The organism is Stenotrophomonas sp. YJH_SMC_17 (genome assembly GCF_059371655.1).
Genome location: NZ_JCAFUU010000002.1, coordinates 79964 through 98186 on the forward strand (window position 1 = coordinate 79964; position 18223 = coordinate 98186).

Consider the following 18223-nt stretch of genomic DNA (forward strand, 5'->3'; position numbering starts at 1 on the left):
CTCGCGGAAGGGGATCTGACCCCATTGCGCCAAGGGGCGGATCCGTTGCCGGAAGGAAGCGGCTCTGCCCCCACTGCGGCATGCCGCCATTGCACAACACCGGCAGCTCCGCATAGACTTTCACCCTGCAACGCGGGCGTAGCTCAATGGTAGAGCTGTAGCTTCCCAAGCTACTGACGTGGGTTCGATTCCCATCGCCCGCTCCACGTTTTCCCACAAACTCCGGCTCGCCTGCGCCACTGCCGCACGTCATCGCCTGTTCCGGTACGGAATTCCCCTGCGGTACCTCTCCAGCCCGGAATGCGTTTGCGCCGGATGTCTGCCTGTCTTCGGTCCTGCATGTCGTGCCGCGAGACGAAGGCGGGTCAACGACGCCTGCGCTAGACTCCGCTGAACCCAACACGGAAGTTCTCGCATGCGTCGTCCGATTCTACTGATGGCTGTATTACTGGCGGGGTGCGCGACAAGTCCCAAAGGGCTTGAGCGCCCGGAATACGCCTCTGTGTTTACGGTGGACCAGGGATATCAGCTGACGCTGAAGCGGATTGTTGCGGCCACCGAGGAGTGCCGGCCTGTGCAGCTCCTGCCCGTCGGTCAGCTGATCAACGATGTGCAGAACTACAACGACCTGAAGGAAGCCAGGATCGTCCAAGGCGCATCCGGCGTCGGCACCCAGATTTACAAGGTGATCGCACTCAAGGAAGTGGAGGGCGTCACAACCGTCACCCTGTACACCAAGGCGCGGGCAGGCGAAGCGCTCGCCAGCCTGAAGAAGTGGGCGGCTGGAAGCACCGAGTGCAAATGACGGTGTTCCTGATTGGCTCAGGCCTGCGCGGTCGCCAGTGACTGCGCATACCCTTCGGTAAAGAACTCCGACAACGCCTGCCGCTGCTCAGCGCTGATCGCGCACGACGCATCGGCCGCATAGTCGAAGTGCACCATCACGCAGCGCCCGCTGGCGACCAGCACGTCGTGCTGAAACGCCTGCTGCACGATCGACAGCGAGGAGCGGCCGATGTTCTCGATGCGGGTCTCGATGCACACCTCGTGCCCCGGCTGGATCTGCTGCAGGAAGTCGATTTCGTAGCGGCGCAGGATCAGCGTCAGGTCGCGCATGCTGGCCTCCCGGCTGAAATGCCGGAAGATCTCCTGGCGGCCTTCTTCGAACCAGACGGGCAGGGCGGTGTTGGTCACGTGACCCAGTACGTCCACTTCGGAAAAGCGGGGAGTGACCTTCAGCGCCACGGGGCCTCCTGGGGCGTTGCGGGTGAAGTCCCCGGCGACGGCATTTCCATCGCCGGAGACAGGACGGCGGCTCCCCGCGGTCAGTCGGAGTAGAAGCCGTTTCCGAGCGTGCCGGGCAGGCTGGTTTCCGGCCACGGCATCAGTGACGTGCAGGCGTCATACAACGTGCAGAAATCCTGTCGCAGCTGCGCAGGTACCCAGCTTCCGTAGGAAACGTCAGTGGAATCTCCCACGCAAGCGTAGGACACATCGATCCAGCGCGTATTGGCATGTGAGGCAATGCCCTGGTGCTGGGTCTTGCCCGTGCAATAGCGCAGGCCCTGGCCGATCAGCGTGTTGTTGGCGTCGAAGTAGAGCCGGGAGACTGCATGGGTCGGCGCAGCCTGCACTTGGGCAGCGCCTCCCACCAGGCCAAACAGCAACAACAGCGGAATTCCCATTCGCATCTGTGGTTCTCCTTGGATTGTGTAAGCCGGCCGTGTCCTGTCCTGTAGCCGGCAGGGCATCTTCGCACAGCCCTGCGCAGCCCGCAGATATGGGCGCCGGCACGGCATCATCCACCCGCCACACGCCCGCGCTATGCTGCGCGCCTGCCGTCCGATCCCGCCGCGATGAAGCTCGCCATCCTGTCCCGCAACAGCTCCCTGTACTCCACCCGCCGGCTGGTCGAGGCGGCGCGCGCGCGCGGCCACACCGTGCGCATCCTGGACCCGCTGCGCTGCTACATGCGCATCGCCGCCGATGGCTTCTCGATGCACTACAAGGGCCGGCCGATGACCGGCGTGGACATGGTCATCCCGCGCATTGGTGCCTCGATCACCCGCTACGGCACCGCAGTCCTGCGCCAGTTCGAACTGATGGGCGCGCGCACGCCCAATCCGTCCGATGCGATCCTGCGCTCGCGCGACAAGCTGCGCGCGCACCAGCTGCTGGCGGCCAAGGGCATCGACATGCCGGTCACCGTGTTCGGTGACAACCCCGATGACACTGTCGACCTGCTGTCCATGCTGGGCCCGCCGCCGCACGTGGTGAAGCTCAACGAGGGTACCCAGGGGCGCGGCGTCATCCTCACCGAGAAGGCCAGCGCCTCCCGTGGCATCGTCGAGGCGCTGCGTGGGCTGTACGCCAACTTCCTGATGCAGGAGTTCATCGGCGAGGCCAAGGGCGCCGACCTGCGCTGCTTCGTGGTCGGCGACCAGGTGGTGGCTTCGATGCAGCGCCAAGCACCGGAGGGCGACTTCCGCTCCAATCTGCACGCCGGAGGTACCGCCGTGGCGGCCAAGGCCAGCCGCGCCGAGCAGCAGGTGGCGGTGCGATCGGCCAAGGCACTGGGCCTGTCGGTCTGCGGGGTGGACCTGATCCGCTCCACGCGCGGCCCGCTGGTGTTGGAAGTGAACTCCACGCCGGGGCTGGAGGGCATCGAGGCCGCCTGCGGAGTGGACGTGGCCACGCGCATCATCGAGCACGTCGAGAAGCTTAAAAAGCCCTGACTAATCAATGTCTTGAAATTCTCATGGGTGGATGAGGCGGCACTTAACATGCCTTTAATCGGCCCGGGCGTAGGCTTCAGCGAACCGCAGCTCTGCCTCTCAGCAGGATCGGTATCGGGATACAACTTCAGACCCAGGCGGGGGCACCGCCTGGGTCTTTTTTATGCCGGTCTGTGGTCCGCGCCATCCCTGCCGGAAGTCCCTTGTGGTGAAACAGGCGGACTCGTAGAGTTGGGCCTTCGTTCCGGGATGGATCGGGAGGTTGGCGATGTACCGCATCACGATGATCGCGCTGTTGCTGGGCCTGTCTGCTGTAGCCCAGGCCAAGTCTGAAAAATCCGTGGTCCAGATGGACCGGCAGGCCCCGGTGGCCGAGCAGGTACGCAAGGTCGAAAAGGCCCTGGACGACGGTGATTACAATGAAATCTCCGCCGATGACCGCAATACAGTACGGCAGGCACTGGCGCGCATCAGCCAGCGCATGGGCGACCGCCAGACCGTGCAGGAACTGCCCGGCGCCTCGCAGAACGAAGTCTTCAACGACCAGGAACGGATCAACACCATTCTGGCCCGCGCCCATGATGACAGCCGGCAGATCTGCCAGTACACGCGTGCGACCGGCAGCAACATGCCCAAGAGCCGCTGCCTGACCGTGGCCGAGCGCCGTCGCATCGAGGAGAAGGGCAAGGCGCTGATCCATGACCAGCGGACCTTCAACAACCTCAGTCCGCCCGGCAACCGCTAGGCCGTCCGCCGCCCCGGCGGTTGGCACTTGCTGGCGTGAAGGCGGTGCGAATACAGTCGGCATTCAACCCAAACAAGGATTCGTTTGTCATGAAGCCTCTTCTGATACCTGCAGTCCTGATCCTGGGACTGACCCTGGCCACCACCACCACCAACGCCGCCACCAAGCGGGCCGGTGAGGTCTTCATCCCGGGCAAGCCACTCCAGCAGCAGATCGAGCGCATCGAAGTCGAGCTCAATGATGGCGAGACCTACAGCGAACTGAAGCCGACCGAACGCACCCGTGTGCGCGAGGCGCTGGTACGCATGCGCACCGCTGTCGAGCAGCATCCGAACCGTGATTCGATGCCTGAACAGGTGCGAACCGATGTCTTCAACGACCAGGAGATCGTGAACACGGTTTTGACACAGGCGCGTGAAGATAGTCGTCTAATATGCCAACGTGAAAAGGTCATCGGTTCGAACCGATCCACGACACAGTGCATGACCGTCGCCGAGCGTGAGCGGCAGAAGGACAGGGCACAGCACGATCTGAGCAAGGCTCAGCACGTCGGCAAAATCGTCAATTAGAGGTGACAGTGAGAATCCTGGTAATCGAAGACAACAGCGACATTGCGGCCAACCTGGGCGACTACCTGGAGGACCGGGGGCACACCGTGGACTTCGCGGCTGACGGGGTTACCGGTCTGCACCTGGCCGTGGTGCACGAGTTCGACGCGATCGTGCTGGATCTCAATCTGCCAGGCATGGACGGCATCGAGGTCTGCCGCAAGTTGCGCAATGAAGCGCGCAAGCAGACCCCGGTACTGATGCTCACTGCCCGCGATTCGCTGGACAACAAGCTGGCCGGCTTCGATTCCGGTGCCGACGACTACCTGATCAAGCCGTTCGCGCTGCAGGAAGTGGAAGTGCGTCTGAACGCCCTGTCGCGCCGCGGCAAGGGCGTGCAGACCCGCGTGCTGGAAACCGGCGATCTGGAATACAACCTGGATACGCTGGAAGTGCGCCGCCAAGGCAAGTTGCTGCAGCTCAACCCGACCGCGCTGAAGATCCTGCAGGCGCTGATGGAAGCGGCCCCTGCCGTGGTGACCCGCCAGGAACTGGAAACCCGCGTGTGGGGCGAAGAGCTGCCCGACTCGGACTCGCTGCGCGTACACATTCATGGCCTGCGTGCGGTGGTCGACAAGCCGTTTGAAGTGCCGCTGATCCAGACCCGCCATGGCATCGGATACCGTATCGCCACCCCGGAAGCCTGATTCCGTGGCAGCCAAGGGGGAGCGCCGGCGCACGCCCTATCGGCGGCGCCTGCGCAGCCGCATCATCGTGTCGTTCGTGTTGTTGGGCTTCTGCCTGACAACACTGTTCGCGTTCGCCACCAACTGGGCCCGCCTGCGCGTGGAAAACCAGCTGGTGGAAGAGCTGATGAACCGCAACATCGATGAGTACGCGCGGCGCTACTACGAACACCCGGGCCACAACCCGGACGCACCGGTGCTGCAGATCCGTGCGTATGCTTATTCCAAGGACAAGTTCGACCGTGTGCGCGAAGAGCGCGCGCAGTGGGCGGGCTTTTCCGATGGCATCCACAGCGTCAGCGGCGACGAACACGGCGAACCCTATTCCTACAAGCTGGCCGTGCGGAAGACGCCCGACGCCTGGTTCTTCCTCGCCTATGACATGACCGACAGCGTGCGCGGCGGCAAGCAGCTCAACCGCGCGCTGGTGTTGTCGGTGCTGGTGTTCAGCGTGCTGTCGCTGGTGCTGGGCTGGTGGTCGGCGTCGAAGGTGATGAAGCCGGTGTCGGATCTGGCAGCGCGTCTGCGTGCCTATCGTGGCGGCACCAGCGATCCCGAGCCGTTGGCACCACGCTTCCCCGACGACGAGGTGGGCCAGCTGGCCCAGGCGCTGGACGACTATTCGTCGCGGCTGACCGAAGTGGTGCAGCGCGACCGCGAGTTCAACGCAGACGTCAGCCACGAACTGCGCACGCCGCTGGCGGTGATCCGTGGCGCCACCGAGCTGCTGCTGACCCGGCCCGGCCTGGACGAAAAGGTACTGCAGCGCCTGCAGCGCATCCAGCGTGCCGAGCAGCAGTGCAGCGACCTGATCGGCGCGTTGCTGTTGCTGTCGCGCAACGAGCGCGGGCAGGGCACCAGCAACGTGGCCCGTGTGGCAGAACAACTGCTGGACGCGCACCGCGCGCAGCTGGGCGGCAAGCCACTGGAACTGGCGCTGGAGGGTGAGCGTGATCTGGTCATCGATGCGCCGGAAGCGGCGTTGTCGGTGGCGCTGGGCAACCTGATCGGCAACGCCGTGAAGTACTCGCAGGATGGCGAGGTTCGCGTGCACGTGGGCGCCAACGCGGTGTCGGTGACCGACAGCGGCCCGGGCCTGAGCGAAGAGGACGCTGCCAAGCTGTTCCAGCGCGGCTATCGCGGTACCCACGCCGGCCATTCGCAGGGTGGCGGCATCGGCCTGTCGATCGTCAGCCGCCTGTGCGATCTGTACGGCTGGCAGGTGAGCGTGCGCCCCGGTGGCGAGCGCGGCGTGATCGCCACCCTGACGTTCTCGCCGAAGCCCTTGTAAGCGCCTGCTTCGTGTAGAGCCGAGCCTACGCTCGGCTGCCTTGCCTTGCCTTGCCTTGCCTTTCCGGAGCCGAGCATGGGCTCGGCTCTACAGTAGATCCACGCCACGCGTGGATGAGCACACCAGTAGATCCACGCCACGTGTGGATGAGCGCACCAGTAGATCCGCGCCACACGTGGATGCATTCCGGTGATGCCGGCCGCTGGCCGGCAACCCGGCCTCAGCCCCCAGCCAGCCCCAGGTACCGTGCGTGCAGGGCTTCCACCTGCGCCTGCAGCTCATCCGGGTGCCCATCATTGACCACCACGTCATCGGCCAGCGCCAACCGCTGCGCGCGGCTGGCCTGGGCGGCAATCATCCGGTCGGCCAGCGCGGCATCAATGCCATCGCGCTGCATCAGCCGGGCGTGTTGCACGGCTTCGGGTGCATCCACCAGCAGCACCCGGTCCAGCCACGGGTAGGCCTTCCGCCCACCGACCTCGGTCAGCAGCGGAATGGCGGCAATCGCATAAGGGCTTTCAGCCTGCTCGCACTGCTGTTGCATCAGCAGGCGGATGGCCGGGTGGGTGATGGCTTCCAGTGCCGTCCGTTCTGCCGGATCGGCGAAGACGTGGGCGCGCAGGCGGCCCCGGTCCAGGCTGCCATCGGCCAGCAGCATGCCGGCGCCGAAGCGCTCGGCGATACGGGCCAGGGCGGGGCTGCCGGCGGCGACCGCGGCCCGGGCGGCCAGGTCGGCGTCGGCCACCACGATCCCCAGCGCCTCGAAGCGCCGGGTCACCTCACTCTTGCCAGCGGCGATGCCGCCGGTCAGGCCAACCACATAGCGGCTCATGGGGACTCCCCTCAGCGCAGCCCGCTCATCACCATGTACTGCTCTACCAGCGGTGCACCCCACATGAAGTACAACCAGCCGGCGATGGCCAGGTAGGGGCCGAACGGAATCGGCGTGGCACGGTCACGGCCGCGGCTGTAAAGCCAGATCGAGCCGATGATGGCGCCCAGCACCGACGAAAGCAGGATGATCGGCAGGATGCCCTTCAGGCCGCACCAGGCGCCGAGCGCCGCCAGCAGCTTGAAATCGCCGTGGCCCATGCCTTCCTTGCCGGTCAGCTGCTTGAACAGCCACCAGACCATCCACAGCGACAGATAACCCACCGCCGCACCGACCAGTGCGGGCTTGGCCGGCATGTACAGATTGTCGATGTTGCCTATCAGCCCCAGCCACATCAGCGGCAGGGTGAGCTGGTCGGGCAGCAGCTGCGTGCGCAGGTCGATGCCGGACAGGGCGATCAGGAAGCAGGTCAGCACGATGGCGCCGAAGCCCTGCCAGCCGAAGCCGAACTGCCACACGCAGGCCAGCACCAGCACCGAGGTCAGCGCCTCCACCAGCGGGTACTGCAGCGAGATGGGTGCCTTGCAGTGACGGCACTTGCCACCCTGGATGATCCAGCTGAACAGGGGGATGTTCTCGTACCAGCTCAGCTTGTGCTTGCAGTGCGGGCAGTGCGACGGCTCGACCACGATCCCCGGTGGGGGCGGTTCATAGAAGTCCGGTTCCTCCAGGACCTCGCGCGCATCGCGCTTCCACTGCCATTCCAGCCGCTTGGGCAGGCGCAGGATGACAACGTTCAGGAAACTGCCCAGCAGCAGTCCCAGGGCGGCCGCGGCAGGGTAGCCGAGGCCGGGATGCTGGTCGAGAAAAGCCATGTATGTGTTATCCGACGACGGCGCCGAGTTTGAAGATGGGAAGATACATGGCAATCACCATGCCGCCCACAATGGTACCAATGAACACCATGATCATCGGCTCCAGCAGGCTGCTCAGGGCATCCACCGAATTGTTGACCTCCTGCTCGTAGTACTCAGCCACCTTGAACAGCATGGCGTCCAAGGCGCCGGCTTCTTCGCCGATGCCGGTCATCTGGATGACCATGTGCGGGAACAGGTTGGTCTGCTTCATCGACATGTTCACCGGGTAACCCACCGAGACGTCGTCGCGCATGCGCAGCACCGCCTCCTCGTACACGGTATTGCCGGTGGCGCCGGCCACGATGCCCAGCGCCTCCACCAGCGGGACGCCGGCCTTGAAGGTCACCGCGGTGGTACGCGAGAAGCGGGCGATGGCGCTGTTGTGCATGATCTGCCCGATCACCGGAACCTTCAGCACGAACCGGTCCATCGCGTGCTGCATCTTCGGTGAGCGCTTGTAGGCCATGATCGCACCGACCGCGGTGCCGATCGCGATCAGCAGCATCAGCCACCACCACGACACCATGAATCTCGACAGGTTCACCACCATCTGGGTGAAGGCGGGAAGGTCAGCGCCGAAGCTCTTGAACACGTCCTCGAACTGCGGCACCACGAACACCAGCATGATGCCGCTGACCAGCATGGCCACCACCACCACCATGATCGGGTAGAACAGCGCTTTCTTGATCTTGCCCTTCAGCGCTTCGATGTTTTCCTTGTAGGTGGCCACCGTGTCCAGCACGGTTTCCAGCACGCCAGCGCCTTCGCCGGCCCGCACCAGGTTGCGGTACAGCTCATCGAACTGCACCGGGTGCTTGCTGACCGCCTCGTACATCGAGGAGCCTCCCTCGATGTCGGTGCGGATGGTATCGACCATCTTCTTCATCCGCGGGTTCTTGTGCCCGCTGGCGATGATGTCCAGCGCCGACACGATCGGCACGCCGGATTTCATCATCGTGGCCATCTGCCGGCTGAAGAAGGCGATGTCCTTGGGCTTGACCGGGCTGCCGGCGGCACCGAACAGCGGTTTCGACTTGGGCTTGACCTGGCCCGGGTTGATGCCCTGGCGGCGCAGCTCGGCGCGCAGCAGGTTGGCGTTCTTGGCCAGCTGCTCGCCCTTCATCTTCACGCCCCGCTTGTCGGTCCCCTCCCAGACAAACGGCTGCAGCTCCATGGTGGCGCGCGCCACCGGCTCTTTCTTGATCGCACTGCGACTGACAGACATGTTGGCTCCCCAAGACCCGCCATCCCCAGGCGGGTAACTAGCCATCGATGGTAGCGGGTTCAAGGCCGGATGGGCAGTTGGCGGGCGGCCCAGCGTGCGATTTCGTGCCGGGTGCCGACCAAAGGTGACGCACTGCGTCACATTGCCGCGTCCATCGCAGATTCGGAAGCGGGGGGTTCCCATCCTCGAAATTGCTGCCATCATGGGCGCGGGGAAATCCAGGGGGAGGCGTGCCGGGGTTGGCACGCAACCTGCGTTGATCCACCCGCAGGGCATGGGGCCCGCTCAACCGGCGCTGTCCGGTCCGATCCCGTGCACTGAACTCAACCACCACTATCTTGGGGATGTACCAATGAAGAACCAGAAGGGCTTCACCCTTATCGAACTGATGATCGTCGTCGCGATCATCGCCATCCTGGCCGCCATCGCACTGCCGGCCTACCAGGACTACACCTCGAAGTCGAAGGTCACCGCTGCGCTGGCCGACCTGGCCTCGCACAAGACCCAGTTTGAGATGGAAGTCAGCAACGGCAACAAGCCGACGCTGGCAACCGCTGGCTTCCAGAGCAAGGAAACCGGTAGCTGCAGTGCTATCGATGTGACTGAGGGTGGCATGAAGTGCACCATTCGTGATCCGGGCCGTATCGGTGAGAATTCAACGATCTCGCTGAATTACACGCAGGCGTCTGGTGAGGGCGAGGCTGCGGTGGCAGGTGGTTTCGTTTGTCAGACTTCGGCTGTCGATGCCAAGTTCATTCCGAAGGGTTGTAAGTAATTCAATCGGACCCACCAGGCTTAGTAGTTTAGGTTTGACTAGGCCCTCGTGAGGAGACACAAGGCCCGCTTCGGCGGGCCTTGTGCTGACTGGAATGCGAATCCCGGTCAGCACACAGCAATGGGGATTGCTGGATCAAACAGGGGGAGTCATGAACACACAGAAGGGCTTCACGCTCATCGAGCTGATGATCGTGGTGGCCATCATTGCCATACTTGCCGCGATCGCAATGGTGGCATTTCAGCCTTACATCGTTCGCACCCAGTTGACGGCCGCGCTGGCCGACATCAGCCCTGGCAAGACGCTGGTGGAGATCGTTGTCTATCAGGGACGTCCTGTCAGTGAGGTCACACCTCAACTTATCGGCGGTGCCCAGAACGCCCACTGCTCCAAGGTCGAAGCCGAGCTCAGCGAATCCGGCGTCGGCCACATCAGCTGCACCTTGAAAGGCCACAGCGCGCTGGACGGCAACGACCTGATCCTGCGCCGCTCCGCCGAGGGCATCTGGAGCTGCGATGGCAGCGCGTTCGAAGCGCGCTATCGTCCGACCGGCTGCTGATCACACTTCAGCTTCAATGGGATGCTGGCCGGCCCTTGACGGGGCTATCATCCCCGGGGGAGTCAGGATCGTGCCTGCCAGGCCGGGAATGCCGGGCAAGGCAGTGTTGCTCATGGATTGGCGATGCCGGTGGCCGTTGGGTCGCGGCGGGTTCTGCTGCCCCGTGCGGTGTCCGTGCAAGACGCACGGCATGGCATGACCCCATGAGCCAAGGATTCATATGAACGCTGTCACCACCGCCAATCTTGTCGGCATCACCGGCCTGGCCCGTCGCCTGGTGCAGGACGGGGCCCTGGACGAGGCCTCCGCCCGCGACGCCATGGCCAAGGCCGCGGCCGCCCGCCAGCCACTGCCAACGTGGTTCGCGCAGAACAAGCTGGTCAATGCCTCGCAGCTGGCCGCCGCCAACGCGGTCGAGTTCGGCATGCCGCTTTTCGACGTGTCCACCTTCGACGCCAGCCAGAACGCGATGAACCTGGTCAGCGAGGAGCTGCTGCGCAAGCACAACGTGCTGCCGCTGTTCAAGCGCGGTGGCAGGCTGTTCGTCGGCACCAGCAACCCGACCCACTCGCTGGACGAGATCAAGTTCCACACCAATCTGGTGGTCGAGCCCATCCTGGTCGATGAAGACCAGATCCGTCGCACGCTGGAGCAGTGGCATGCCAGCCACGACGCGATCGGCGACGCGCTGGGGGGCGACGACGAGGGCATGGGCAATCTGGACGTGGCGGCCGGCGACGAGGATCTCGGTGCCAGCAGCGACTCCGGCATCGACGCCAAGGGCGACGACACCCCGGTGGTGAAGTTCGTCAACAAGGTGCTGGTGGACGCGATCCGCAAGGGTGCCTCGGACATCCATTTCGAGCCCTACGAAGACGACTACCGCGTGCGCCTGCGCATCGACGGCCTGCTGAAAATGGTGGCGCGCGCGCCGGTGAAGTTGAACCAGCGCATTGCCGCGCGCCTGAAGGTGATGGCGCAGCTGGACATCGCCGAGAAGCGCGTGCCGCAGGACGGGCGCATCAAGCTCAACCTGTCCAAGACAAAGCAGATCGACTTCCGCGTCAGCACGCTGCCGACCCTGTTCGGCGAGAAGGTGGTGCTGCGTATCCTCGATGGCAGCGCGGCCAAGCTGGGCATCGACAAGCTGGGTTACGAGCCGGACCAGCAGAAGCTGTTCCTGGATGCCATCCACAAGCCCTACGGCATGGTGCTGGTGACCGGCCCGACCGGTTCGGGCAAGACCGTGTCGCTGTACACCGCGCTGGGCATCCTCAACGATGAGACGCGCAACATTTCCACTGCCGAAGATCCGGTGGAAATCCGCCTGCCCGGCGTCAACCAGGTGCAGCAGAACAACAAGCGCGGCATGACCTTCGCTGCGGCACTGCGCTCGTTCCTGCGACAGGATCCGGACATCATCATGGTCGGCGAAATCCGCGACCTGGAGACCGCCGAAATCGCGATCAAGGCGGCGCAGACCGGCCATATGGTGCTGTCCACGCTGCATACCAACGACGCGCCGCAGACCATCGCGCGTTTGATGAACATGGGCATCGCCCCGTACAACATCACCAGTTCGGTGACGCTGGTGATCGCCCAGCGCCTGGCGCGCCGGCTGTGCGGCAACTGCAAGAGGCGTTCGGAGCTTCCCGCACATGCCCTGCTGGCCGAAGGCTTCACCCAGGCGCAGCTGGATGCGGGTATCGAACTGTACGAGGCCGTTGGCTGCGACGAATGCACCGAGGGCTACAAGGGCCGAACCGGCATCTACCAGGTCATGCCGATGACCGATGAGATCGCCACCATCGTGCTGGCCGGGGGCAATGCGCTGCAGATTGCCGAGGCGGCGCAGCAGATCGGGGTGAATGACCTGCGCCAGTCTGCATTGAAGAAGGCCGCGGCAGGTATCACCAGCCTGGCCGAGATCAACCGCGTCACCAAGGATTGAGGTGGAGCCGGGCCATGCCCGGCTGATGGCCCGGAGAGCAGCCGAGCGTGGGCTCGGCTCTACAGTAGATCCACGCCATGCGTGGATGCCCCGCAATGCACAGTAGATCCACGCCATGCGTGGATGCCCCGCAATGCACAGTAGATCCACGCCATGCGTGGATGGCGCGGCGGCGCAACCCCAACCAGGGTTGGCGCCTGCCCGGGCCGTTCGGCCCTTACTCCATCCCCAGTTTTTTCAGCTTGTAGCGCAGCGCACGGAAGGTGATGCCCAGCTGCGCGGCGGTACGGGTCTTGTTCCAGCGGTTCTCTTCCAGCGCACGCTGGATGGCGCTGCGTTCAAGCTGCTCGATGTACGAGGGCAGGGCGGCGCTGCCCGGCTGCAGGTCCGCTACCGCTTCGGCGGGCGCGGCACTGCCCGGCGTACGCGGCGCGTGCTGCGGCAGGCGCAGGTCATCGGCGCCGATGCGGTCTTCTTCGGCCAGTGCCAGCGCGCGTTCCAGGATGTTCTCCAGCTCGCGCACATTGCCCGGGAACGCATAGTGGGCCAGCGCCTCCAGCGCGGACGGCGCCAGCAGCGGGGTGGCGCGGCCGTGGCTGCGGGCCAGGCGGGCCAGCACGGCGGCGGCGAGTTCCGGCAGGTCCTGGCGGCGCTCGCGCAGCGGCGGCACTTTCAACTCGATCACGTTGATGCGGTAGTACAGATCGTGGCGGAAGCGCCCGTCCTCGACCAGTTCGGCCAGGTCCTTGTGGGTGGCCGAGAGGATGCGGACGTCCACCGGCTCTTCGTTGGCCGCGCCCACCGCGCGCACCGACTTCTCCTGGATCGCGCGCAGCAGCTTCACCTGCATCTGCAGCGGCAGCTCGGCTACTTCGTCCAGGAACAGGGTGCCCCCGTGCGCGGCCTGGAACAGGCCCGGCTTGTCGGCGTGGGCGCCGCTGAAGCTGCCCTTGCGGTGGCCGAAGAACTCGCTCTCCATCAACTCGCCGGGAATGGCGCCGCAGTTGACCGGCACGAACGGCCCTGCCGCACGCGCACCCTGGGCGTGGATCGTGCGAGCGACCAGCTCCTTGCCAACCCCGGATTCACCGAGGATGTAGACCGGCGCCTGGCTGCGCGCGACCTTGCTGATGGTGGTGCGCAGTACGTCCATGGCCGGCGAAGCGCCGAGCAGGCGCGCTGCCTGTTCGGTGGCGGGGCCGGGCGCAGGCCGTTCGCTGTTGTTGAGTTCCAGCGCGTGCTTGACCAGCCCACGCAGCACCGAGATGTCCACTGGCTTGCTGACGAAGTCGAAGGCACCGGCCTTCAGCGCCTCCACCGCCAGATCCATGCTGCCGAAGGCGGTGATCATCGCCACCGGCGTGCGCGGGTAGTGCTGGGCGATTTCGCTGACCAGCTCGATGCCGTTGCCGTCCGGCAGGCGCATGTCGGTGATGCACAGGTCGTACGGATTGCTGGCCAGCAGCTCACGTGCCTCGGCCAGGTTGGCGGCGGTACTGATGCGCAGCCCCATGCGGCCGAGGGTCAGCACCAGCAGTTCGCGGATGTCGCGTTCGTCGTCGACGACGAGGGCGCTGCGGGTTTCATTCATGGGCGTGAAAGATAAACGAGGCGGTTGGAAGCGACAAATGTTTGACGCACAGAGTTGGAATCAGCTGGGCAGCAGCGTATGCGGGCCGGGTAGCACCAGGCGGAAGCAGGAGCCACCGGCCGGCACCGCGATGTAGTCCAGGCGGGCCTGGTTGGCGCGGCACAGCTCGCGTGCGATGTACAGGCCCAGCCCGGTGCCATGCTCGGACGTCGTGAAGAAGGGCCGGAACAGCTGTACGGCCACGCTCTCGGGGATGCCCGGGCCACGGTCCATCACGTCGATCACCGCGCTGCGTTCGTGCTGGGCCACGCGCAGCCGCACCCGCGCCGGTTGCTGGCCGATGCGGCCGTACTTCAGTGCGTTGTGCACCAGCACGGTCAGCACTTGGTAGAGATGCTTCGCGTCAACCTGGGCCATCACCGAACTGTCATTGATGATCGGTTCGATGCTGTCGGTCTCCAGTGTCTGGCCCTGCTTGTACTCCAGCACGAAGCGGCGCACGAAGGCGGCCAGGTCCACGTTCTCGGGCGTGGCGCGCTCGCGCCGGGCCAGGCCCAGCACGCTTTCGACGATGCCGTTGGTGCGCTGGCACTGCTGGCGGATGATCTGCAGCAGGCGGCGGTCACTCTCGTTGAAGCCGGTACCTTCCTCAAGCAGCTGCACGGCATAGTTGATCGCCGCCAGTGGGTTGCGGATTTCGTGGGCGAGGCTGGCCGAGAAGCGGCCCATGGCCGAGAGGGTGAGCGATTCGGCGCGGCGCGACACCACGCTGGAATCATCCAGGAACACCAGCGCAAGGTCGCTGCCTGCCAGCAGGCGGGCGAAGCGCGGCTGCACTTCCGGCTGGTCGGGGTTGAGCTGCAGCGGCAGTTCGTCCTGCGCCCAGCCATTGCGCCAGCGCTGCAGGCGGCGCGCCAGTTCCGGCGCGGCGCTGGCCAGGTCCAGGCGACCGCTTTCGCCGTTGCCCTCATTGTCGCCCAGCAGCATCGAGGCGGCTTCGTTGGCCAGAGTGATGCGGTTGTCGGCGTCCACCACCAGCACGCCGGTGCGCATGCGGCGGATGATCAGTTCGTTGATCTGGAACAGATTGGCCACTTCATCGCCGCGCTGGTTGGCCAGCTGCTGGTTGCGGCGGGCGCGGTTGCCCACCTGGTAGCTGATGAAGGCCAGTGCCAGGTAGCTGGTGGCGAACATCGCAAGTTCGGCCAGGGTGCGGGTGGGGTCGCCGCCTTCCAGCAGCTTCCAGGTGTACTCCACGCCGGTGGCCAGGCTGGCGGCCAGTGCCAGGCCCAGCCCCAGGCTGAGCGGCAGCAGGGTGGCGGCCGCGGCGATGTTGAACAGCAGCGACATCGAGATGCCGGCACTGGCGCCGGGCAGGGCGTGCGACAGCAGGGTGGCGGCGACGATATCCACCAGTACGCCGCTGACCACGATCGGGCGCAGCCAGCGTTCGTTGCGGCCGACCACCAGGGCCAGCAGCGACAGGGCCAGGTAGATGACCGCAACGACATCGGCCAGCCGCGGGTGATGGGCTTCGCCGACCATGGCCGACAAGGGGCTGTAGAGCAGGGCGGCGATGACCGTAGCGATCAGCACCCGGTACAGCGCGAAGAAATACAGTTCACGCCGCGGAATCGATTCGATGCGGTCGATCAATGAAGCACTGGGTGACACGCCGGAACTCCCCTTCTGGCTGCCTGGGTGTGGATTCTGCGGCGGGCCTGGCCGGCGTCCCCTGATGCCGGGCCGGCACGTCGCGTTTGCGAAGGCCAGTATAGGGCCCCCGGCCGGGCGCCGCCGACGTGAGCCGGATCGCGCATTTGGCACGTTGCGGACACTGGTGGCCAGCCCCGGCCTGGGTGCAACTGCCTGAATGACCGCGAAAATCCGCCCGCGTCTGGCGTTTTGTACAGACTTCTTTGCGCCCCGGCGCTGGCTCGGCCACAATAGTGGGCCCGCCGCGGTCCATGCCGGCGCCCCGCCGGGGCCCTGAGGAATTGCGTGCGGTCGTTCCTATTCCCACGGTGACGCATGAATTTCCACGAATACCAGTCAAAACAACTGCTTGCCGAGTACGGCATCCCGGTCCCGGCCGGCAAGGTCGCTGCGACCCCGGACGAAGCGGTTGCCGCTGCCAACTCCCTGGGCCAGGGCCCCTGGATGGTCAAGGCGCAGATCCACGCTGGCGGCCGCGGCAAGGCTGGCGGCGTCAAGTTCTGCAAGACCACCGACGATGTGAAGGCCGCTGCGGCCAAGATGCTCGGCACCAAGATGGCCACCTACCAGACCGCAGGCGTTGAACTGCCGGTCAACCTGGTGCTGGTGACCACCGCCGGCGAGATCGTCAAGGAACTGTACCTGTCGGTGCTGGTCGACCGTGGTACCAAGACCATCACCTACATCGCCTCTTCGGAAGGCGGCGTGGAAATCGAGCAGGTCGCTGCTGAAACCCCGGAGCTGATCCACTCGCTGAACGTCGACTTCGTCGAAGGCGTGCAGGGCTACCACGGCCGTGATTTCGGCTTCAAGCTGGGCCTGACCGCCAAGCAGGCCGGCCAGTTCGCCAGCATCATGGTGAACCTGTACCGCCTGTTCAACGAAAAGGACCTGGCCCTGGTTGAAATCAACCCGCTGGCCATCTTGGACGACGGCAACCTGTACGCGCTGGACGGCAAGTTCGACAGCGACGACAACGCCGCGTTCCGCCAGAAGGCCCTGGTCGCCATGCGCGACAAGACCCAGGAAGATCCGACCGAAGTGATCGCTTCGGAGCTGGACATCAACTACGTCACCATGGACGGCAACATCGGCTGCATGGTGAACGGCGCCGGCCTGGCCATGGCCACCATGGACGTCATCAAGCTCAACGGCGGCGAGCCGGCGAACTTCCTGGACGTGGGCGGCGGTGCCAACAAGCAGCGCGTCATCGAAGCCTTCAAGCTGATCCTGTCCTCGGACAAGGTCGAAGGCATCTTCGTCAACATCTTCGGCGGCATCGTCCGCTGCGACATGATTGCCGAAGGCATCATCGCCGCCGTGAAGGAAGTGGGCGTCAAGGTTCCGGTCGTGGTGCGCCTGGAAGGCACCAACGTGGAAGAAGGCAAGCAGCTGCTGCGTGACAGCGGCATGGCCATCATCCCGGCTGACAACATCAACGATGGCGCCAAGAAGATCGTTGAAGCTGTCAAGAACGCCGCCTGATACCGACACCAAGGAATTCCAATGTCTGTTTTGATCAACAAGAACACCAAGGTGATCGTGCAGGGCTTCACCGGCCAGCAGGGCACCTTCCACGCCACTCAGATGATCGAGTACGGCACCCAGGTTGTCGGCGGCGTGACCCCGGGCAAGGGTGGCACCACCCATATCGACCTGCCGGTCTTCAACACCGTGGCCGACGCCGTGCAGAGCACCGGCGCCAATGCCTCGGTCATCTACGTGCCGCCGCCGTACGCGGCTGACGCGATCCTGGAAGCCGCTGCTGCCGGCATCAAGGTCATCGTCTGCATCACCGAAGGCATCCCGGTGCTGGACATGCTGCGCGTCAAGAACGTGCTGACCCGTTCGCATCCGGACACCGTGCTGATCGGGCCGAACTGCCCGGGCGTCATCACCCCGGGTGAGTGCAAGATCGGCATCATGCCGGGCCACATCCATCAGCCGGGCAAGATCGGCATCGTGTCGCGTTCGGGCACCCTGACCTATGAAGCGGTCAAGCAGACCACCGAAGTCGGCCTGGGCCAGTCCACCTGCATCGGCATCGGTGGTGACCCGATCAACGGCCTGAACTTCGTCGACTGCCTGAAGCTGTTCAACGAAGACCCGCAGACCGAAGGCATCATCATGGTTGGCGAAATCGGCGGTGACGCTGAAGAAGCCGGCGCCGAGTACATCAAGAACCACGTGAAGAAGCCGGTCGTCGGTTTCATCGCCGGTGCGTCGGCTCCGGCCGGCAAGCGCATGGGCCACGCCGGTGCGATTGCCTCGGGCGGCAAGGGCACGGCCGAAGGCAAGTTCGCCGCCATGGAAGCTGCCGGTGTCGTCACCGTCCGCTCGCCGGGCGACCTGGGCGCTGCCATCGCCAAGCTGGTGAAATAAGAACGACTGCCTCTGGCAGCCGATTCTGTAGAGCCGAGCCCACGCTCGGCTTGCTTTGGAAAAGCCGCCCTCGGGCGGCTTTTCTGCGTCTGGCGGCCGCCTGGTCGGCCCATCCACGCACGGCGTGGATCTACTGAGCCGGGGCTGTCCACGCAGTGAACGCCTCCGGCGGGCGCATGGCGCAGCGTTACAATGGCGGCATTGCAACCA

The 18223-nt window shown here is 64.9% G+C and carries 18 protein-coding genes and 1 tRNA gene; 12 read left to right on the top strand and 7 right to left on the bottom strand.

The window, feature by feature from the left end; genetic code table 11:
• The first annotated feature begins 132 nt into the window (after positions 1–132).
• Positions 133–206, top strand: a tRNA-Gly gene (locus AC5P8Z_RS05515).
• Positions 207–415: 209 nt separating this feature from the next.
• On the top strand, positions 416–805 hold the full coding sequence (locus AC5P8Z_RS05520; protein WP_495228390.1) for a hypothetical protein: 390 nt from the start codon (positions 416–418) through the stop codon (positions 803–805).
• Positions 806–822: 17 nt separating this feature from the next.
• Here the strand turns inward: AC5P8Z_RS05520 and AC5P8Z_RS05525 are convergent, their stop codons facing one another.
• Together AC5P8Z_RS05525 and AC5P8Z_RS05530 are read right to left on the bottom strand one after the other, a co-directional pair.
• Entirely contained in the window at positions 823–1245 is a 423-nt protein-coding gene (locus AC5P8Z_RS05525) for an acyl-CoA thioesterase (RefSeq protein WP_495228392.1), read from the bottom strand.
• An 80-nt stretch (positions 1246–1325) separates the two neighbouring features.
• Entirely contained in the window at positions 1326–1691 is a 366-nt protein-coding gene (locus AC5P8Z_RS05530; RefSeq protein WP_286069628.1) for a hypothetical protein, read from the bottom strand.
• 165 nt (positions 1692–1856) lie between these two features.
• On the opposite strand from AC5P8Z_RS05530, the gene rimK reads away from it, so the two are divergent.
• From rimK to AC5P8Z_RS05555, 5 genes are all read left to right on the top strand, one after another.
• Complete coding sequence (gene rimK / locus AC5P8Z_RS05535) at positions 1857–2735, top strand: 30S ribosomal protein S6--L-glutamate ligase (protein WP_286069627.1); 879 nt, start codon at positions 1857–1859, stop codon at positions 2733–2735.
• Between the two features lie 268 nt (positions 2736–3003).
• Positions 3004–3480: a hypothetical protein gene (locus AC5P8Z_RS05540; protein WP_286069626.1), complete on the top strand. Its 477-nt coding sequence runs from the start codon at positions 3004–3006 to the stop codon at positions 3478–3480.
• 89 nt (positions 3481–3569) lie between these two features.
• Positions 3570–4049, top strand: a complete 480-nt coding sequence (locus AC5P8Z_RS05545; RefSeq protein WP_286069625.1) for a hypothetical protein — start codon at positions 3570–3572, stop codon at positions 4047–4049.
• An 8-nt stretch (positions 4050–4057) separates the two neighbouring features.
• Positions 4058–4735, top strand: a complete 678-nt coding sequence (locus AC5P8Z_RS05550) for a response regulator transcription factor (protein ID WP_005410804.1) — start codon at positions 4058–4060, stop codon at positions 4733–4735.
• On the top strand, positions 4698–6065 hold the full coding sequence (locus tag AC5P8Z_RS05555) for a sensor histidine kinase (RefSeq protein WP_286069622.1): 1368 nt from the start codon (positions 4698–4700) through the stop codon (positions 6063–6065). The genes AC5P8Z_RS05550 and AC5P8Z_RS05555 overlap by 38 nt, the downstream gene beginning before the upstream one ends.
• A gap of 220 nt (positions 6066–6285) precedes the next feature.
• Here AC5P8Z_RS05555 and coaE read toward each other — a convergent pair whose 3' ends face one another.
• Genes coaE through AC5P8Z_RS05570 form a run of 3 tightly spaced genes read right to left on the bottom strand, consistent with a single transcriptional unit; the run spans position 6286 to position 9039 of the window.
• Positions 6286–6897: a dephospho-CoA kinase gene (gene coaE, locus AC5P8Z_RS05560; protein WP_495228395.1), complete on the bottom strand. Its 612-nt coding sequence runs from the start codon at positions 6895–6897 to the stop codon at positions 6286–6288.
• An 11-nt stretch (positions 6898–6908) separates the two neighbouring features.
• Entirely contained in the window at positions 6909–7772 is an 864-nt protein-coding gene (locus AC5P8Z_RS05565) for a prepilin peptidase (protein WP_286069620.1), read from the bottom strand.
• Positions 7773–7779: 7 nt separating this feature from the next.
• Positions 7780–9039, bottom strand: coding sequence for a type II secretion system F family protein (locus AC5P8Z_RS05570; RefSeq protein WP_286069619.1), 1260 nt, complete (start codon positions 9037–9039; stop codon positions 7780–7782).
• 352 nt (positions 9040–9391) lie between these two features.
• Here AC5P8Z_RS05570 and AC5P8Z_RS05575 point away from each other — a divergent pair, with 352 nt between their 5' ends.
• From AC5P8Z_RS05575 to pilB, 3 genes are all read left to right on the top strand, one after another.
• Positions 9392–9814: a pilin gene (locus tag AC5P8Z_RS05575; RefSeq protein ID WP_295566624.1), complete on the top strand. Its 423-nt coding sequence runs from the start codon at positions 9392–9394 to the stop codon at positions 9812–9814.
• Between the two features lie 151 nt (positions 9815–9965).
• Positions 9966–10373 (top strand): pilin, encoded by a 408-nt coding sequence (locus AC5P8Z_RS05580; RefSeq protein ID WP_495228397.1) that lies wholly within the window; start codon positions 9966–9968, stop codon positions 10371–10373.
• Between the two features lie 220 nt (positions 10374–10593).
• A complete protein-coding gene (gene pilB / locus AC5P8Z_RS05585; RefSeq protein ID WP_495228398.1) occupies positions 10594–12324 on the top strand; it encodes a type IV-A pilus assembly ATPase PilB in 1731 nt (576 codons plus the stop codon).
• A gap of 217 nt (positions 12325–12541) precedes the next feature.
• Here the strand turns inward: pilB and AC5P8Z_RS05590 are convergent, their stop codons facing one another.
• The gene (locus tag AC5P8Z_RS05590; RefSeq protein ID WP_286069617.1) at positions 12542–13915 is read right to left on the bottom strand and encodes a sigma-54-dependent transcriptional regulator; all 1374 of its coding nucleotides are present in this window, start codon (positions 13913–13915) and stop codon (positions 12542–12544) included.
• Positions 13916–13975: 60 nt separating this feature from the next.
• Positions 13976–15589 (bottom strand): sensor histidine kinase, encoded by a 1614-nt coding sequence (locus AC5P8Z_RS05595; RefSeq protein ID WP_495228400.1) that lies wholly within the window; start codon positions 15587–15589, stop codon positions 13976–13978.
• 357 nt (positions 15590–15946) lie between these two features.
• On the opposite strand from AC5P8Z_RS05595, the gene sucC reads away from it, so the two are divergent.
• Both sucC and sucD read left to right on the top strand, forming a co-directional pair.
• Positions 15947–17116 (top strand): ADP-forming succinate--CoA ligase subunit beta, encoded by a 1170-nt coding sequence (gene sucC, locus AC5P8Z_RS05600; protein WP_004154430.1) that lies wholly within the window; start codon positions 15947–15949, stop codon positions 17114–17116.
• Positions 17117–17137: 21 nt separating this feature from the next.
• Positions 17138–18013, top strand: coding sequence for a succinate--CoA ligase subunit alpha (sucD, locus tag AC5P8Z_RS05605; protein ID WP_005410793.1), 876 nt, complete (start codon positions 17138–17140; stop codon positions 18011–18013).
• Positions 18014–18223 lie beyond the last annotated feature (210 nt).

Bases quoted from the DNA above. Each gene is read 5' to 3' on its own strand.
- AC5P8Z_RS05590 (WP_286069617.1), bottom strand. From the start codon at position 13,915: ATGAATGAAACCCGCAGCGCCCTCGTCGTCGACGACGAACGCGACATC.
- sucC (WP_004154430.1), top strand. From the start codon at position 15,947: ATGAATTTCCACGAATACCAGTCAAAACAACTGCTTGCCGAGTACGGC.
- AC5P8Z_RS05575 (WP_295566624.1), top strand. From the start codon at position 9,392: ATGAAGAACCAGAAGGGCTTCACCCTTATCGAACTGATGATCGTCGTC.
- AC5P8Z_RS05570 (WP_286069619.1), bottom strand. From the start codon at position 9,039: ATGTCTGTCAGTCGCAGTGCGATCAAGAAAGAGCCGGTGGCGCGCGCC.
- AC5P8Z_RS05545 (WP_286069625.1), top strand. From the start codon at position 3,570: ATGAAGCCTCTTCTGATACCTGCAGTCCTGATCCTGGGACTGACCCTG.
- rimK (WP_286069627.1), top strand. From the start codon at position 1,857: ATGAAGCTCGCCATCCTGTCCCGCAACAGCTCCCTGTACTCCACCCGC.
- pilB (WP_495228398.1), top strand. From the start codon at position 10,594: ATGAACGCTGTCACCACCGCCAATCTTGTCGGCATCACCGGCCTGGCC.
- AC5P8Z_RS05565 (WP_286069620.1), bottom strand. From the start codon at position 7,772: ATGGCTTTTCTCGACCAGCATCCCGGCCTCGGCTACCCTGCCGCGGCC.
- AC5P8Z_RS05540 (WP_286069626.1), top strand. From the start codon at position 3,004: ATGTACCGCATCACGATGATCGCGCTGTTGCTGGGCCTGTCTGCTGTA.
- coaE (WP_495228395.1), bottom strand. From the start codon at position 6,897: ATGAGCCGCTATGTGGTTGGCCTGACCGGCGGCATCGCCGCTGGCAAG.
- AC5P8Z_RS05555 (WP_286069622.1), top strand. From the start codon at position 4,698: ATGGCATCGGATACCGTATCGCCACCCCGGAAGCCTGATTCCGTGGCA.
- AC5P8Z_RS05530 (WP_286069628.1), bottom strand. From the start codon at position 1,691: ATGCGAATGGGAATTCCGCTGTTGTTGCTGTTTGGCCTGGTGGGAGGC.
- AC5P8Z_RS05580 (WP_495228397.1), top strand. From the start codon at position 9,966: ATGAACACACAGAAGGGCTTCACGCTCATCGAGCTGATGATCGTGGTG.
- AC5P8Z_RS05520 (WP_495228390.1), top strand. From the start codon at position 416: ATGCGTCGTCCGATTCTACTGATGGCTGTATTACTGGCGGGGTGCGCG.
- sucD (WP_005410793.1), top strand. From the start codon at position 17,138: ATGTCTGTTTTGATCAACAAGAACACCAAGGTGATCGTGCAGGGCTTC.